The organism is Nocardia mexicana NBRC 108244 (assembly GCF_001613165.1).
In the GTDB taxonomy this organism is placed as follows: Bacteria; Actinomycetota; Actinomycetes; order Mycobacteriales; family Mycobacteriaceae; genus Nocardia; species Nocardia mexicana.
Map to the genome: position 1 here is coordinate 1 of NZ_BDBV01000148.1, position 16,163 is coordinate 16,163.

Genomic DNA, 16,163 nt, shown 5'->3' on the forward strand with positions numbered 1-16,163 from the left:
GGGCGGGCGCCGATCAGGCGGCACACGACGCGGCCACGCAGGCGGGAGCGGGTAAACGCCCGCACGCCCAGCTCCACAACGCGCCCCCGCCACGCGCCGCCATGCCGAATCGGCCGAGCCGCCCGTCGGGCAGTCGCACGCAGCTCATCGAGACGGTGGTGGACCGCGCGATGTCGCAGCTGGGCGTCACCTACTCCTGGGGCGGCGGCGACGAGAGCGGCCCGACGCTGGGCATCCGCGACGGCGGGGTCGCCGACAGCTACGGCGATTTCGAGAAGGTCGGCTTCGACTGCTCGGGGCTGATGATCTACGCCTTCGCCGGTGTCGGAATCTCCATGCCGCACTACAGCGGCTACCAGTACAACATGGGCACCCGGGTGCCGGTGGCCGAGCGCGAGCGCGGCGACATGCTGTTCTGGGGCGCCAACGGCAGCGAGCACGTGGCGCTCTACCTGGGCGACGGCAAGATGGTCGAGGCGCCCGAATCCGGCGACGTGGTCAAGGTTTCGCCGGTGCGCGAAGGGGGCATCATGCCGTACGCGGTGCGGCTCTTGACGTGATTGTCCGGCGGCGACTCCCAGCCTCCTCTCAGGCGGGGAGCCGGGCGTTTGCGTTAGGGTTCACCGTGTTGCGCGTGTCGCGCGACGCGCCGCGGTGACGCGGACGGGCCGTAATCCCCTGCCTGCGTTGGGGGAGGATGCCAAACCTGGAATAGTGGTGGGGAACACGGGTGAACCACATGTGCAGCGCGAGCCTCACGGGGCCGGACTAGGCGAAAGCGGGGATGTTTGTGACTTCGACTGATGGTGTGAGCACGGTGAATCCGGCGAAGGACGCGCCGGCACCCGACACCCTCGAGCGCGATGTCCAGACCCTGGAGAAGGCGATCTACGAAGTCAAACGGGTGATCGTCGGCCAGGATCGCCTGGTGGAGCGGTTGCTCGTCGGTGTGCTGGCGCGCGGGCACGTGCTGCTCGAGGGTGTGCCCGGCATCGCCAAGACGCTCGCGGTGGAGACGTTCGCCCGGGTCGTGGGCGGCACGTTCTCCCGCGTGCAGTTCACCCCCGACCTGGTACCCACCGACCTCGTCGGTACCCGCATCTACCGGCAGGGCCGCGAGGAGTTCGACACCGAGCTGGGCCCGGTGGTGGCCAACTTCGTGCTCGCCGACGAGATCAACCGCGCGCCGGCCAAGGTGCAGTCGGCGCTGCTCGAGGTGATGGCCGAGCGGCACGTGTCGATCGGCGGCAAGACCTTCCCGATGCCCGATCCGTTCCTGGTGATGGCCACCCAGAACCCGATCGAGAGCGAGGGCGTGTACCCGCTGCCGGAGGCGCAGCGCGACCGCTTCCTGTTCAAGGTGGTCGTCGACTACCCCTCGGTCGAGGAGGAGCGCGAGATCATCTACCGGATGGGTGTCACCCCGCCGGAGCCCAAGCAGATCCTGGAGCCCACCGAGCTGATCCGGCTGCAGAAGCTGGCCTCGAACACCTTCGTGCACCACGCGCTGGTCGACTACGTGGTGCGGGTGATCTCCGCGACCCGCAAGCCCGCCGAGTTCGGGCTCGAGGATGTCGCGGGGTGGATCGCCTACGGCGCCTCGCCGCGCGCCAGCCTGGGCATCATCGCCGCGGCCCGCGCCGTGGCGCTGATCCGCGGCCGCGACTACGTGGTGCCGCAGGATGTGGTCGAGGTGGTGCCCGACGTGCTGCGCCACCGCCTGGTGCTGTCCTACGACGCGCTGGCCGACGAGGTGAGCCCCGACGACGTGATCCGCCGGGTGCTGCAGACGGTCGGCCTGCCGCAGGTGGCGCCGCAGGCCAACGCACCCGCCCAGGGGCAGCAGCCTGCCCCGATGCCGCCGGTGCCGCCGCAGGGCGCGCCGCAGCCCCAGGGCGCGCCGCAGCCCCAGGGTGCCCCGCAGCCGCCCGTGCCGAACGGCCAGCAGGCCGGTCAGCCGCAGCATCCGTGAACGGAGCATCGGATTCGGTTGCCCCAGTGACGATGTCAGCGAATGTCCCGTCCAGCAGAGGAAATCCGGCCCCGCCGTCTTTTCGTTCCGGTCAGATCGACGACCCGCGGCTGAAGGCGGCGCTGAAGACCCTGGAGTTGACCGTGCGCCGCCGCCTCGACGGCGTCCTGCACGGCGACCACCAGGGCCTCATTCCGGGCCCCGGGTCCGAGCCCGGGGACGCGCGGCTGTATCAGCCGGGTGACGATGTCCGCCAGATGGATTGGTCGGTCACCGCCCGCACCACGCACCCGCACGTGCGGCAGATGATCGCCGACCGGGAGCTGGAGACCTGGCTCGTGGTCGACCTGTCGGCCAGCCTGGACTTCGGTACCGCGCTGTGCCAGAAGCGGGATCTCGTGGTCGCCGCCGCGGCGGCGGTCACCTATCTCACCAGCGGCGGCGGCAACCGGATCGGCGCCGTCGTCGCCAACGGCGAACGGCTGATCCGGATTCCGGCCCGCACCGGGCGGGTACATGCCCAGGCGATGCTGCGCAGCATCGCCACCACACCGCACGCGGCCGACGGCGTGCGCGGCGACCTGCGCGGCGCCATCGAGTCGCTGCGCCGCCCGCAGCGCAAACGCGGTATGGCCGTGGTGATTTCGGACTTCCTCGGCGATATCGACTGGCAGCGCTCGTTGCGCGCCATCTCCGGCCGCCACGATCTGCTCGGGGTGGAGGTGCTGGATCCGCTGGATCTGGACCTGCCCGACGTGGGCGACGTGGTACTGCACGATCCCGAGACCGGCCGGACCCGCGAATTCTCCGTAACCCCCGCGCTGCGAAGCGATTTCGCACGCGCGGCGGAGCTGCATCGGGGTCAGGTCGAGCAGGCGCTGCGCAGCTCCGGTGCGCCGGTGCTGACGCTGCGCACCGATCGGGACTGGATCGCCGACGTCGTCCGGTTCGTGTCCACCCGGCGCCACACCTTCGGCGCCCCGACCGGACAGGTCCCTCGACAGTGAGCATTTCGCATTTCAACGCCGCCGGGTGGCTGGCGTTCCTGATCGTCGTCGCCGCGGTCGCGCTGCTGTACGTGGTCGTGCAGCGCCGCCGCAAGCGGCATCTGCTCCGCTTCGCCAATATGGAGACGCTGGAGCGGGTGGCGCCCAAGCGGCCCAGCGGCTGGCGGCACGTGCCGGTCGCGCTGATGCTGGTCGGCCTGGTACTGCTGACGATCGCCGCGGCCGGGCCGCAGGCGGCCAAGAAGGTTCCGCGCAACCGCGCCACCGTGATGATGGTGATCGACGTGTCGCTGTCGATGGAGGCGACCGACGTGACGCCCTCGCGCGTCCAGGTGGCCAAGAAGTCGGCCAGCGATTTCGCCGAAGGTCTCACTCCCGGAATCAATCTCGGGCTGGTGACCTATGCGGGGACCGCCTCGGTGCAGGTGTCGCCGACCACCAACCGCGAGGCTGTCAAGGCCGCCATCCAGAACATGAAGCTGGCCGAACGCACCGCCACCGGTGAGGGCATCTACAGCGCGATGCAGGCGATCGACACGCTCGCCTCGGTGCTCGGCGGCGCGGAGACCCCGCCGCCCGCCCGGATCGTGCTGATGTCCGACGGTAAGCAGACCGTGCCCGACGACAAGGACATCGACAATCCCCGGCACGCCTTCGTCGCGGCGCGGATGGCCAAGCAGAAGGGCATCCCGGTCTCGACGATCTCCTTCGGCACGTCCTGGGGTTCGGTGGAGATCCCGGACAAGGACGGCAAGGGGGCGCAACGGGTTCCGGTGCCGGTCGACGACGAGTCGCTGCGCGAGATCGCCAACATCTCCGGCGGCGACTTCTACACCGCGTCCTCGCTGGAGGAACTGAACGCCGTCTACGACACGCTGGACAAGCAGATCGGCTTCGAGATGCAGATGGGCGACGCCAGCCGGCCGTGGCTGCTGCTCGGTCTGCTCATCACCACCGCGGGCGTCGTGGGCGGCCTGGTCTATCGTCAACGTCTGCCATAGGCGGGTACCGCGCAGCCCGAGCACGACAGCTGAACTCGAACAGATAGGTTTACACCCATGTCGAACTTCACATCCCGGTCGGTTCTGGTGACGGGCGGCAACCGCGGCATCGGCCTCGCGGTCGCCCAGCGGCTCGCCGCCGACGGGCACAAGGTTGCGGTGACGCATCGCGGGTCGGGGGTGCCGGACGGGTTGTTCGGCGTGAAATGCGATGTGACCGATACCGATTCGATCGATGAGGCATTCAGCGAGGTGGAGGCCCACCAGGGTCCCGTCGAGGTGCTGGTGGCCAACGCCGGCATCGTGGACAACACGCTGCTGATGCGGATGAGCGAGGAGCAGTTCACCCGCGTCATCGACGCCAACCTCACCGGTGCGTGGCGGTGCGCCAAGCGGGCCAACCGGGCGATGCTGCGGGCGCGGTTCGGGCGGATCATCTTCCTCGGGTCGGTCGTCGGGCAGATGGGCGCGCCGGGCCAGGTGAACTACGCGGCCGCGAAGGCAGGGCTGGTCGGGATGGCCCGCGCGATCACCCGGGAAATCGGGTCGCGCAATATCACGGCGAACGTCATCGCGCCGGGGCTGATCGACACCGACATGACCCGGGAAGATATGACCGAGGACATGCGTGAGCAGGCGCTCAAGCTGATTCCGGCCGGTCGGATGGGCCACACGGACGATGTCGCCGCCGCCGTCAGCTTCGTCGCCTCCGACGGAGCCCAGTACATCAGCGGCGCGATCATCCCGGTCGACGGCGGCCTGGGCTTGGGCCACTGAGCTTCTCCCGCACGAACCACCCCACCCACCACTCGGTTCCGGCCGTCGCCGGAACGACGAGAACGAGGAGACCTCACCAGCTATGAGCGGATTGCTCGAAGGCAAGACCGTCCTCATCACCGGCATCATCACCGATTCGTCCATCGCCTTCCACGCCGCCAAGGTGGCGCAGGAGCAGGGCGCGAAGGTGATCATCACCGGTATCCCGGAGCGGCTGCGGCTGATCGACCGCATCGCCAAGCGGCTGCCGCAGGAGATCGCACCGGCCATCGGCCTCGACGTCACCAGCGAGGACGATCTGGCGGCCCTGCCGGACAAGGTGCGCGAGCTCGCCCCGGAGGGCGTCGACGGCGTGCTGCACTCGATCGCGTTCGCCCCGCGCACGCTGATGGGCCCCGAGGCCAAGCCGTTCCTGGACGGCCCGGGCCCCGATGCGGCCAAGTCGTTCGAGATCTCGGCGTGGAGCTACGCGTCGCTGGCGCGGGCCGTGCTGCCGGTGATGAACGAGGGCGGCTCGCTCGTCGGCATGGACTTCGATCCGCGCACGGCGCTGCCGTACTACAACTGGATGGGCGTGGCCAAGGCCGCGCTGGAGTCGGTGAACCGGTATGTGGCGCGAGAGGTGGGCGAGGCCAAGCGGATTCGCTCCAACCTGATCGCCGCCGGTCCGATCAAGACCCTGGCCGCCAAGGCCATCGCCGGTACCGCCACCGACGATGCCAAGCAGCTGACCATGCTCAACACCTACTGGGACGGCGCGTCGCCGATCGGCTGGGACGTCGACGATCCGACCGTGGTGGCGAAGTCGATCGTCACGCTGCTGTCGGACTGGCTGCCGGGCACCACCGGATCGATCATCTACGTCGACGGCGGAGCCAGCCACAACACCTGGTTCCCGGAGAACTTCCCCTCGAACTGAGTGGCTGGGCCATGACGTACGACGCACTGCTGGTGCTGTCCTTCGGCGGTCCGGAACGGCCGGAGGACGTGATGCCGTTCCTGGAGAACGTCACCCGGGGTCGTGGCGTTCCCAGGGCACGGCTGGAAGAGGTCGCCCAGCACTATCTGCACTTCGGTGGCGTCTCGCCGATCAACGCCCTCAACCGCGACATCATCGCCGCGGTCGAGGCCGAATTCGCCCGGCGCGGAATGGAATTGCCGGTCTACTTCGGCAACCGCAACTGGCATCCGATGGTGGAGGACACCGTGGCGCGGATGCGGGCCGACGGAATCGGTTCGGCGCTGGTGTTTCCCACCTCGGCGTGGGGCGGGTACTCGGGCTGCCGCCAGTACGACGAGGACATCGCGCGGGCGCGGTCGGCGGTGGGTGAGCGGGCGCCGGAGCTGGTGAAGCTGCGGCAGTATTTCGATCATCCGCTGCTGATCGAGGCATTCGGTGCGGCGATTCGCACCGCGGTGCAGCAGATTCCGGAGGACCGGCGGGATCGGGTGCGGCTGGTGTTCACCGCGCACTCGATCCCGGTGTCGGCCGACGTGGTCGCGGGGCCGCCCGGCGACGGCGGTCACCTGTACAGCCGCCAGGTCGTCGACGCCGCCCGGCTGTGCGCCGCCGCAACGGGATTCGACGACTTCGACGTGGTCTGGCAGTCCCGCTCGGGACCGCCGCAGGTGCCGTGGCTGGAGCCCGATATCGTCGACCATCTGGAAGCGTTGTCGGCCAAGGGAGTCGACGCCGTCGTGGTGTGCCCGGTCGGATTCGTCTCCGATCACCTGGAGGTGATCTGGGATCTCGACAACGAGGCGAAGGAGAAGGCGGCGGAGCTGGGTATGGCCTTCGCCCGGGCGGGGACGCCGGGCTCGGATCCGCGTTTCGCGCAGCTCATCTCGGAACTGGTGCAGGAGCATACGGCGGACGCCGCGCCGCGCCGCCTCGGTGCCGTGCCGGGCTACGGCTGCACGGCCAACGGGGCCTACTGCGCCGAGGGCTGCTGCGAACCACCCCGCCGCACAGCCTGATTCGCCGGAAACAGGAAGTGACGAGTGCCCGGCCGACAGGAGGAGGCGGGCGATGGACTATTCGGTGAAGAAGGTACCGATGACGCCCGCAACCCGTTCCGGATCCCGCTTGTCCAGCCCGAAGTGGTCGAGGTCGGGGAACATGTGGCCCGTGCAGCGCGGGATGACGTATTCGAGTGTGGCGCGGTCGATATCGGACTGTACGGCGTGGTCCTTGCCGCCCTGCAGGAACAGCACCTCGGCCTCGATCTCCCCGTAGTGCGGATAGGTGTTGTTCAGGCGGGCGATCTCGCGATGTTCGGCGAGATTCTCCGCCAGCAGGCCGATCACCAGATGCCGCTCCGGGGCCTGCATGAACAGCGGCATCATCCGGCGCATGAGCCAGCGCGGCGCCCGGCGCGCCGACTCGGGCCCTGTCGCCCGGACGAATTCGACGAATGCGTCGAACGGCTTGTGCTGCGCGAGCTTTCGCTCGTAGGCGGGCATCCAGCCGATGGGCAGCGAACCGTCGATGGACAGGCCGGGCTCGTAAACGGCGATCTTGTGGATCTCCGGGCAGTTGCGGGCGGCCTCCAGCACGACCAGCCCGCCGTAGCTGTGCCCGACCAGCAGGTGTGCGCCGGTCTTGCCGGCCACGGCGAGCAGGTCCTCGCGCTCCTTATCGATGCTGTAGTCGGCGCCCTGCGGGCCACTGCCGCCGCGCCCGCGCCGTTCGAGTACATGCACGGTGAAGTGCCCGCCGAGCGCGCGGGCGAAGTCCAGATATCCGTCGGCAACCGACAGCGCGCCGGGTACGACGACGACCGCGGGCCCCGCCCCGACGGTCAGATACGCGATGGTCGTGCCGTCCGCGGACACGACAGTCGAAGGCGGCAGGTTCGGATCCGGCGCAGTCATCAGGTCCCTCATCACTGATCATGGCTCCCTCGGCCGCGCGCGAGCCCCACGTCGTCGCGGCTGGACGGATGCGGTCAGCCTACGTCCGTCCGCCCGCTGTGCGAGCCGGAATGACAACAGTGAGAATATCCGATTTGTCCGATTACGCATCCGGCGGGGATCGTCCGGGCGGGGATCCGACGGTGATCGGCGACGGCGGACCCGGTGGCCGGGCACACCGTCGGCAACCGAAGGCGTGGGTGTGAATCAGAAGTCGAGGGCGGGGATCCGCGCGTAGATTCCCGGGTAGCCGGGCTGTGCCGCGCCCTTGCCCCAGGAAACGATGCCCGCGAGGTCGCCGTCGACGAGAAGCGGCCCGCCGCTGTCGAATTGGGCGCTGTCGGCCTCCGCGGACCCGGCGCAGAGTGCCTCGCGCGGGTCGAATTCGGCGCCGTAGGCAGCGCAGGCGGCGTCGCCGGGGAGCGGAACCACGGCCGCACGCAGGCGGCTGTTGGACATGTCGTCCTCGGCGGTGACACCCCAGCCGAGCACCTCGGCCGCGGTGCCGTGCGGTTCGGCGACGCGGACGGTCGGCAACGCGACCGGCGCGGCGAGGGTGATCACGGCGATGTCGTGGTGATAGGCGAGATCGCCGTCGAACAGCGACACCCGGAAGTCCGGATGGACGCGAACATCCTTGATGCCCACGGTGATTCCGCCGGAATCACCGGCATCGTCGCGGCCGAACGTCACCGCGGTCCCGGGCAGGACCCGGGCCAGCATCCCGCAGTGCCCGGCGGTGATCACCCGGTCCGGGGCCACGAGCGCGCCCGCGCAGAACTGGCCACCGGTACGGGTGGCATAGGCGGGCGTGCCGATCGCGGCCAGCCACGGGAAGTCCGCCGCGGCGGCATCGGTTCCGCCCACCACGGCCTGCCCGGGGCCCGCGGCGTAGGCGCCGAACCCCAGGAGCGTGGCCGCGAGGACCGCGGTCACTCCGCGGGAGATATGCATGTCGTCTCACCTCTGATTCGCCGATGGCCGGTGCTGCGCGTCGTCGGCGCGGCCGTGCGCGAGAAACGAGTCTGCCGCACGGCACCCGGCCGCGGCCAGCGCATGCGGCGCGGAGGTACGCGGACGCCGGTGGCGGATCCGTGTGATCGGGCCCGGCCTGTCGGTGCACCGGCTTACCGTGAGGAGATGAGCAGCTGGGACGAGTTCACCAAGGCGGCGCCGCGGATATCCTCGATCTTCGCGCGCCGCCACGCCGCGACGGGGAACCTGTGCATGCTGGCCACCACTCGCTCGGACGGATATCCCCGGATCAGCCCGATGGAGCCGCGGATGTTCGAGGGTGAGCTGCTGGTGGTGGGTATGCCGGAGACGACGAAATTCAAGGATCTGCACCGGGATCCGCGCTTCTGCCTGCACACGGCCACGGTCGACACGCAGGTCGGCGACGGCGACGCGAAGCTGTTCGGGCTCGTGCGCAACCTGCAGGACGAGGCCATGCACGAGCGCTTCGCCGAGGCGCTGTTCAACGACATCGGATTCGACCTGCGCGGTCGCAAGCTCGACCCCTTCTACGTCGCCGACATCACCGGCGCCTCGGCCGTGGAGATCGGCGACGGCTGCATGGAGGTCGTGATCTGGAAGGCGGGCGAGGCAGAGCGCGTCGTGGAGAAGCGCCCGTAGAAGTCGAGGTGTGCGAGCCCGAGGCGGCAGGTCGGCGTTCGACGGCGGTCAGCCGAGTGCGACCAGCAGGCTGGTGAATGCGAGGACGAGTCCCAAGGGCGTGCCCGTATACCGCTCCGGTGTGCTCCGGGACAGGGCGTTGCCGACGACGCTGAGCGTGAAACACGCGAACACGATCCACGCTCCGACGAGGGCGACCGGTTCGGCCAGCGCGTCGATGCTGCCGGACCGATCGAGGATCACGACGGCGAACAGCGCGTACAGGGCCGGCGCGACCGCGCTCGCGATCCGCAGGCGGGGTGGGAGCACGCGATGGCGGCCGCCCCAGGCGAGCCGCCCCCAGGGCGCTCCGCAGGCGAGGCCGAGCTGGAACACGGTCAGCAAACCGAGGACGACGACGAAGACTCCGGCGGCCGCCACGGGCGCGATTCTAGCGACAGGCCGTCAATAACGCACCGGCACAACGCTTCCCGGTGTGATCGCCGCCGCCGGTGCGCGGCCGGGAAGATGGGTGGATCGTGCGGAAGCCCCCGGAGATACTGTGCCGCGACATGGGGGAACGAGGGCGGGCGGCGCTGCGGACTGGACGGTTCCCCACCTCGAAAAATAGGGGAAGATACCGTCCGGTGGGCAGGTGACCTGGGACTTCTTCGCCAAACGCTGGGGCAACTGCCCGGCATCGCCTTAGACTTCGTGCATGCCATCCGATATGGGGGACGGGGCGCTGCGGCTACTGGTGGCCGAGGACCACCCGATGGTCGCCGTGGCACTGGACTCCGCATTCGAACTCGTCGACGATATCGATATCGTCGAACGGACCGGGTCGGTCGCGGACACGATCACCGCGGCGGAACGTACCCGCCCGCACGTGATCCTGCTGGACCGCCGGCTGCGGGACGGCGATGGCATCGAGGCGATCGCGCGGCTGCGCGAGGTGGCCCCGGATGTCCGGGTGCTGGTGTTCACCGGATACGCGGACCGGTCCATGCTGGACCGGGTGATCGCGGCCGGCGGCGCCGGACTGATGCTCAAGACGGGGCTGTTCGAAGACCTGCTGGCCGTCATCCGACGGGTCGCCGCGGGTCACGACTGCTTCGATGTCGATCTCAGGCAGTGATCGGCAGCCGGTGACAGACGAACTCAGGGTGAAGGCAGGCCGACGATGGTCCAGGACACCGCCGAACGGGTGAGCGGCAACGACGAACGCCTGCAACCATTGCTGAACGGGCTCAAGGCGGTGCGCGACGGCGACTTCCGCCATTCGCTGCCGCAGGTGGGCGACCCCGTGCTGGACGAGATAGCGATCGTGTTCAACGGCATGATCGATCAGCTGGCACTGTTCACCACCGAGGTCACCCGGGTGGCGCGCGAGGTGGGCACCGACGGCAAGCTCGGCGGGCAGGCGTCGGTGCCGGGCCTGTCGGGCACCTGGAAGGACCTCACCGACTCGGTGAACGCCATGGCCGACAACCTCACCGCCCAGGTGCGCGATATCGCCGGGGTGGCCACGGCGGTGGCGCAGGGCGACCTGTCGCAGAAGATCACGGTGGACGTGAAGGGGGAGCTGCTGGAGCTGAAGAACACCATCAACACGATGGTGGATCAGCTGTCGGCGTTCGGCGACGAGGTGACGCGCGTCGCGCGCGAGGTGGGCAGCGAGGGCCGGTTGGGCGGCCAGGCGCGGGTGCCGGGGGTGTCGGGCACCTGGCGCGATCTCACCGAATCGGTGAACATCATGGCCGGGAATCTCACCGCGCAGGTGCGTTCCATCGCCGAGGTGACCACCGCGGTCGCCCAGGGCGACCTGTCGCAGAAGATCACCGTCGACGCGCGCGGCGAGATTCTGGAGCTGAAGAACACCATCAACACCATGGTCGACCAGCTGTCGGCGTTCGCCGACGAGGTCACCCGCGTCGCGCGCGAGGTCGGTACCGACGGGCGGCTGGGCGGCCAGGCGCAGGTGCTGGGCGCCTCGGGGACCTGGAAGGGCCTGACCGAGTCGGTGAACTTCATGGCGGCGAACCTGACCGATCAGGTCCGGGCGATCGCGCAGGTCGCCACGGCGGTCGCGAAAGGCGATCTGTCGCAGAAGATCACGGTGGATGCGCGCGGCGAGATCCTGGAGCTGAAGAACACGATCAATACGATGGTGGATCAGCTGTCGTCGTTCGCCGACGAGGTGACCCGCGTGGCCCGGGAGGTCGGCACCGACGGGCGGTTGGGCGGCCAGGCCGACGTGCAGGGCGTGTCGGGGACCTGGAAGGGCCTGACCGAGTCGGTGAACGTGATGGCGGCGAACCTGACCGATCAGGTGCGTTCCATCGCCGAGGTGACGACGGCGGTCGCGAAAGGCGATCTGTCGCAGAAGATCCGAGTGGATGCGCGCGGCGAGATTCTGGAGCTCAAGGAGACCATCAACACGATGGTGGACACGCTCTCGTCGTTCGCCGACGAGGTCACGAGGGTGGCGCGCGAGGTCGGCACCAAGGGGCGGTTGGGCGGTCAGGCCGACGTGAAGGGTGTGTCGGGGACCTGGAAGGGCCTGACCGAGTCGGTGAACGTGATGGCCGACAACCTCACCGATCAGGTCCGATCGATCGCTCAGGTCGCCAACGCGGTGGCCAAAGGCGATCTGTCGCAGAAGATTACGGTCGAAGCCAAGGGGGAGGTGGCCGCGCTCGCGCAGACCATCAACACCATGGTCGACACCCTGTCGGCCTTCGCCGGTGAGGTCACGCGCGTGGCGCGCGAGGTGGGCACCGAGGGCAGGCTCGGCGGACAGGCCCGCGTGCCGAACGTCGCGGGGACCTGGAAGAGCCTGACCGACAACGTGAATTCGATGGCGAGCAACCTGACCGGCCAGGTGCGCTCCATCGCCCAGGTCACCACCGCGGTGGCGCGCGGTGATCTGTCGCAGAAGATCGACGTCGACGCCCGCGGCGAGATCCTGGAACTCAAGACCACCATCAACACGATGGTCGACACCCTGTCGTCGTTCGCGGCCGAGGTCACGCGCGTGGCGCGCGAGGTGGGCAAGGAGGGTCAGCTGGGCGGCCAGGCCGAGGTGGAGGGCGTCTCGGGCACCTGGAAGCGGTTGACGGAGAACGTCAACGAGCTGGCGGGCAACCTGACCCGGCAGGTGCGCGCCATCGCGGAGGTCACCAGCGCGGTGGCCACCGGCGACCTCACCCGCTCGATCGCGGTCGAGGCGAACGGTGAGGTGGCGGAGCTGAAGAACAACATCAACGCCATGGTGCGCTCGCTGCGCGAGACCACCCGCACGAACGAGGAACAGGCCTGGCTCAACACGAATCTGGCCCGGATCTCCGGGCGGCTGCAGGGCCACCGCGACCTCAACGCCGTGGCACAGCTGATCATGGACCAGGTCACCCCGCTGGTCGGCGCGCAGTACGGGGCGTTCTTCTTCATGGACAGCGGCGACCGGGGGCGGCTGCGGCTGATCGCCGGGTACGGGCGCAACGAGGACGGGACCGAATTCGAGCTCGGGCAGTCGCTGGTCGGTCAGGTGGCGCGGACCAAGCAGGCGATCGTGGTCGAGCAGACGCCGCTGGACTACGTGCGGGTGTCCTCCGGACTCGGCTCGGCGGCCGCGACCAGCCTGATCGTGCTGCCCATCGTCTTCGAGGACCAGGTGCTCGGCGTGATCGAACTGGCCTCGTTCGGCCGGTTCACCGCCGTGCAGCGGGACTTCCTGGAGCAGCTGATGGAGAGCATCGGCGTCAACGTCAACACGATCATGGCCAACGCCCGCACCGACTCGCTGCTCGAGGAGTCGCAGCGGCTCGCCGGGCAGCTGCAGCAGTCCAATGCGGCGCTCGAGGAGAAGGCCGAACTGCTGGTCCGTCAGAACCGCGATATCGAGATGAAGAATTTCGAGATCGAGCAGGCGCGCCAGGAGATCGAGGAACGCGCCCAGCAGCTGGCGCTGGCCTCGAAGTACAAGTCGGAATTCCTGGCCAATATGTCCCATGAGCTGCGCACGCCGCTGACGAGCCTGCTCATGTTGGCCGGGGTGCTCGAGCAGAACGCCTCCCGGAATCTGACCGATAAGCAGGTGGAGTTCGCGCGGGTGATCCAGTCCGCGGGCAAGGATCTGCAGCAGCTGATCGACGACATCCTGGACCTGTCGAAGGTCGAGGCCGGAAAGATGGACATCCGTACCGAACCGGTTCCGATGCGGCAGCTGCTCGGCTATGTGCAGACCACCTTCCAGCCGCTGACCAACCAGAAGGGCCTGGCCTTCGATATCGATGTCGCCCCCGGGGTGCCGACCCACGTCACCACCGACGAGCAGCGGCTGCGCCAGGTGCTGCGCAACCTGCTGTCGAACGCGGTGAAGTTCACCGAGCGGGGGCAGGTCCGGCTCAGTGTGACCCACGACGACGGGCAGGTGGCATTCTCGGTGCGCGACACCGGAATCGGGATCGCCGAACAGAACCTGGAGACGATCTTCGGCGCGTTCCAGCAGGCCGACGGCACCACCAGCCGCCGCTACGGCGGCACCGGACTGGGCCTGTCGATCAGCCGTCAGGTGGCCAATCTGCTCGGCGGTGAGATCCGTGCCGAGAGCCGCCTCGGCCAGGGCAGCACCTTCACCCTGTACCTGCCGGTCCGGCCGCATCCGGAGACTCCGGCGGAGCCCCGGGCGCGGGCCCGGTCGACGGCGCGGTCGGTGCTGGTGCTGGAGGATCCGGACGAGCGCCCGCTGACCAGACTGGTATCCGCGGTGGTCGCCGAGCTCGCCGAGACGGCGGGGCCGATCCACATCGAATCCGTCGGGACCGCCGACAAGGCGCTCGAGGTGCTGTCCTCCGGCGCGTATCAGTGCGTGCTGATGGACGCCAGCCGGCTGGGAACGTTCACGCCGGAGTTCCTGGGCTCGCTGCGGGCCTGCGTGGAGCCGGAAGGGGTTGCGCTGCTCGCACATTCGGTGCGCGCGCTCGATCCCGACCAGCGCCGGGTGACCGAGGCGACGGCGCGCAATCACGGCGTCGAACTGCTGGCCGAGCCCGAGGAATTCCAGGAGAGGTTCCTCCTGCTGCTGACCCAGCCGCACCGCACCGGGACCAGCGCGCCCGCCCGGCGCACCGGCTATCCCCGGCTGCAGGGAAGGCGGGTACTCCTCGTCGACGACGACGCCCGCAATGTCCTGGCCATCGCCGAGATCCTCGAGCTGAACGGCATGTCGGTGGTGCATGTGCCGAACGGGCGCAAGGGCATCGAGGAGCTGCGCGCCCGCCCGGACGTGGACGTGATCCTGATGGACGTGATGATGCCGGAGATGGACGGCTACACCACGACCGCCAAGATCCGCACCATGGCGCACTTCGACCGGCTGCCGATCATCATGGTCACCGCCAAGGCCATGTCCGGTGACCGGGAGAAGAGCCTGGCGTCGGGTGCCAGCGACTACATCACCAAGCCCGTGGACCCGAACGAGCTGCTCGACTGCATCGACCGCTGGCTGCACGGCGAGACTTCCGGGGCGGCCGTGCCGGGCATCGAACCCGCCCCGCAGACGACCTGACCCGGCCGCGTACCCCCTCGGATCCCGCTGCGCCGCGCCCGGACTGCGCTCACCGCGCCCCGGCGGCGGCGTGCACGGCGGTGAGCCGGGCGGCGCGAATGGCGTCCCACAGCGGCCGCAGCAGCTTCTCCTGCGCGTGCATCGCACTGGCCGAGGCGGGGGAGGAGGCCGGCGCCTGCTGGGCCACGGCGAGGATCGCCGCGACATGGTCGGCCGTATCGAGGATGCGCCGCGCGCGCAGCGGGGCCGAATCGGGGTAGATGTGGCGGGAGTAGTCGGCGAGTTCGGCCTCGACCATCTCCCGCGGATCCATATCCTCGGCGCCGATGCCGGTGGTCTGCAACTGCATCAGGGCGTCGGCGGCATCGCGCACCGCCTGTCGCATCGCGTACTCCGCCTCGCCGAGCGCCATATCCGGCACCGGGTGCGGGACCGGTGTGTGGTAGACGGTCCACTGCAGGGTGTCGTCGTCGGTCCACTGCGGCACCAGTCCGACGCCCTCGGTTCCGGGGACGCCCACGAGGATGCCCTCTTCCGCTTCCATTGCGGCCGTGCCGAATTCGGTACCCGACGGGAGGCCGCGCGCATCGCCGGCGACGGGCAGCAGCAGGCGCAGGTGCGCGCGCGGATCGTCGAGGGCCTCGCGGATCACCTTGAGCAGCATCATGATTCCCGTGCCGTGGACGAGCGGCTCGGCGCTCGGCCAGGGTAGGCCGGTGCGACCGCCGGTGACCGGATCGCCGGCCGCAACACCGTGCTGCGGCGCCCAGGCGCGCAGCGCGTCCAGAACGTCATCGGGCGCGCTGAGCCCGGCGAGCCAGGAACCGGCCCACACCGTCAGCGTCGCACTGGGAGAACACATGTTTCGAGCATAACTGGGTAATTGCCTGCCCACGCTGTCGGTGGTGCCCGATATCCTGCTCGCACCCGAGGCACAGGGGGCACAGGTTGAACCGCACCGATCGGTTGTACGCGCTGGTGGAGGATCTGCGCGCGGTGGCGCCGCGACGGCGCACGGCGCGGGAGCTGGCCGCGCGCTACGAGGTCAGCGTGCGCACCATCGAGCGCGATATCGCCGCGCTGCAGCAGTCGGGGGTGCCCATCCACGCCGATGTCGGACGGTCCGGCGGTTATGCGATCGATAAGCGAATGTCGTTGCCGCCGTTGAACTTCTCGCCCGCCGAGGTGGTCGCCATCGGGGTGGCGCTGCAGCGGATGCGCGGCACGCCGTTCGACGCCGCGGGCGCCGGCGCCCTGGCGAAGATACTGGCCGCCCTGCCCGACGAGTCCGCCGGTGCGGCGCGCGAGCT

The 16,163-nt window shown here is 69.3% G+C and carries 15 protein-coding genes; 11 read left to right on the forward strand and 4 right to left on the reverse strand.

The window, feature by feature from the left end; translation table 11 throughout:
• The 7 genes from NM1_RS39555 to NM1_RS39585 form a co-directional block, all read left to right on the forward strand.
• A partial coding sequence (locus NM1_RS39555; RefSeq protein WP_169814406.1) for an NlpC/P60 family protein occupies positions 1 to 560 on the forward strand: 560 nt, incomplete at its 5' end.
• A gap of 224 nt (positions 561 to 784) precedes the next feature.
• Positions 785 to 1,972, forward strand: coding sequence for an AAA family ATPase (locus NM1_RS39560; protein ID WP_068032797.1), 1,188 nt, complete (start codon positions 785 to 787; stop codon positions 1,970 to 1,972).
• A 32-nt stretch (positions 1,973 to 2,004) separates the two neighbouring features.
• Positions 2,005 to 2,979 (forward strand): DUF58 domain-containing protein, encoded by a 975-nt coding sequence (locus NM1_RS39565; RefSeq protein WP_068032821.1) that lies wholly within the window; start codon positions 2,005 to 2,007, stop codon positions 2,977 to 2,979.
• A complete protein-coding gene (locus NM1_RS39570) occupies positions 2,976 to 3,980 on the forward strand; it encodes a VWA domain-containing protein (protein WP_068032799.1) in 1,005 nt (334 codons plus the stop codon). The genes NM1_RS39565 and NM1_RS39570 overlap by 4 nt, the downstream gene beginning before the upstream one ends.
• Positions 3,981 to 4,037: 57 nt before the next feature.
• The gene (fabG1, locus tag NM1_RS39575; RefSeq protein WP_068032801.1) at positions 4,038 to 4,757 is read left to right on the forward strand and encodes a 3-oxoacyl-ACP reductase FabG1; all 720 of its coding nucleotides are present in this window, start codon (positions 4,038 to 4,040) and stop codon (positions 4,755 to 4,757) included.
• A gap of 82 nt (positions 4,758 to 4,839) precedes the next feature.
• Entirely contained in the window at positions 4,840 to 5,676 is an 837-nt protein-coding gene (inhA, locus tag NM1_RS39580; RefSeq protein ID WP_068032803.1) for an NADH-dependent enoyl-ACP reductase InhA, read from the forward strand.
• Positions 5,677 to 5,687: 11 nt separating this feature from the next.
• Positions 5,688 to 6,734 carry a ferrochelatase gene (locus NM1_RS39585; RefSeq protein ID WP_068032805.1) on the forward strand — a complete coding sequence of 349 codons (1,047 nt, stop codon included), beginning with the start codon at positions 5,688 to 5,690 and terminating at the stop codon, positions 6,732 to 6,734.
• A 57-nt stretch (positions 6,735 to 6,791) separates the two neighbouring features.
• On the opposite strand, the gene NM1_RS39590 is transcribed toward NM1_RS39585, so the two are convergent.
• Together NM1_RS39590 and NM1_RS39595 are read right to left on the reverse strand one after the other, a co-directional pair.
• Positions 6,792 to 7,631 (reverse strand): alpha/beta fold hydrolase, encoded by an 840-nt coding sequence (locus NM1_RS39590; protein ID WP_068032807.1) that lies wholly within the window; start codon positions 7,629 to 7,631, stop codon positions 6,792 to 6,794.
• Positions 7,632 to 7,877: 246 nt separating this feature from the next.
• On the reverse strand, positions 7,878 to 8,624 hold the full coding sequence (locus NM1_RS39595) for a S1 family peptidase (protein WP_068032809.1): 747 nt from the start codon (positions 8,622 to 8,624) through the stop codon (positions 7,878 to 7,880).
• A 186-nt stretch (positions 8,625 to 8,810) separates the two neighbouring features.
• On the opposite strand from NM1_RS39595, the gene NM1_RS39600 reads away from it, so the two are divergent.
• The gene (locus NM1_RS39600) at positions 8,811 to 9,305 is read left to right on the forward strand and encodes a pyridoxamine 5'-phosphate oxidase family protein (protein ID WP_068032811.1); all 495 of its coding nucleotides are present in this window, start codon (positions 8,811 to 8,813) and stop codon (positions 9,303 to 9,305) included.
• A gap of 48 nt (positions 9,306 to 9,353) precedes the next feature.
• Here NM1_RS39600 and NM1_RS39605 read toward each other — a convergent pair whose 3' ends face one another.
• The gene (locus NM1_RS39605) at positions 9,354 to 9,725 is read right to left on the reverse strand and encodes a hypothetical protein (RefSeq protein WP_068032813.1); all 372 of its coding nucleotides are present in this window, start codon (positions 9,723 to 9,725) and stop codon (positions 9,354 to 9,356) included.
• 277 nt (positions 9,726 to 10,002) lie between these two features.
• On the opposite strand from NM1_RS39605, the gene NM1_RS39610 reads away from it, so the two are divergent.
• Together NM1_RS39610 and NM1_RS39615 are read left to right on the forward strand one after the other, a co-directional pair.
• The gene (locus NM1_RS39610; protein WP_084520490.1) at positions 10,003 to 10,422 is read left to right on the forward strand and encodes a response regulator; all 420 of its coding nucleotides are present in this window, start codon (positions 10,003 to 10,005) and stop codon (positions 10,420 to 10,422) included.
• 45 nt (positions 10,423 to 10,467) lie between these two features.
• Entirely contained in the window at positions 10,468 to 14,853 is a 4,386-nt protein-coding gene (locus NM1_RS39615) for a HAMP domain-containing protein (RefSeq protein ID WP_068032817.1), read from the forward strand.
• Positions 14,854 to 14,902: 49 nt separating this feature from the next.
• Here the strand turns inward: NM1_RS39615 and NM1_RS39620 are convergent, their stop codons facing one another.
• Positions 14,903 to 15,715, reverse strand: a complete 813-nt coding sequence (locus NM1_RS39620; protein WP_068032819.1) for an Rv1486c family protein — start codon at positions 15,713 to 15,715, stop codon at positions 14,903 to 14,905.
• An 86-nt stretch (positions 15,716 to 15,801) separates the two neighbouring features.
• Between NM1_RS39620 and NM1_RS39625 the strand changes: the two genes are divergently transcribed.
• On the forward strand, positions 15,802 to 16,163 hold a 362-nt coding region (locus NM1_RS39625), incomplete at its 3' end, for a helix-turn-helix transcriptional regulator (RefSeq protein ID WP_157124112.1).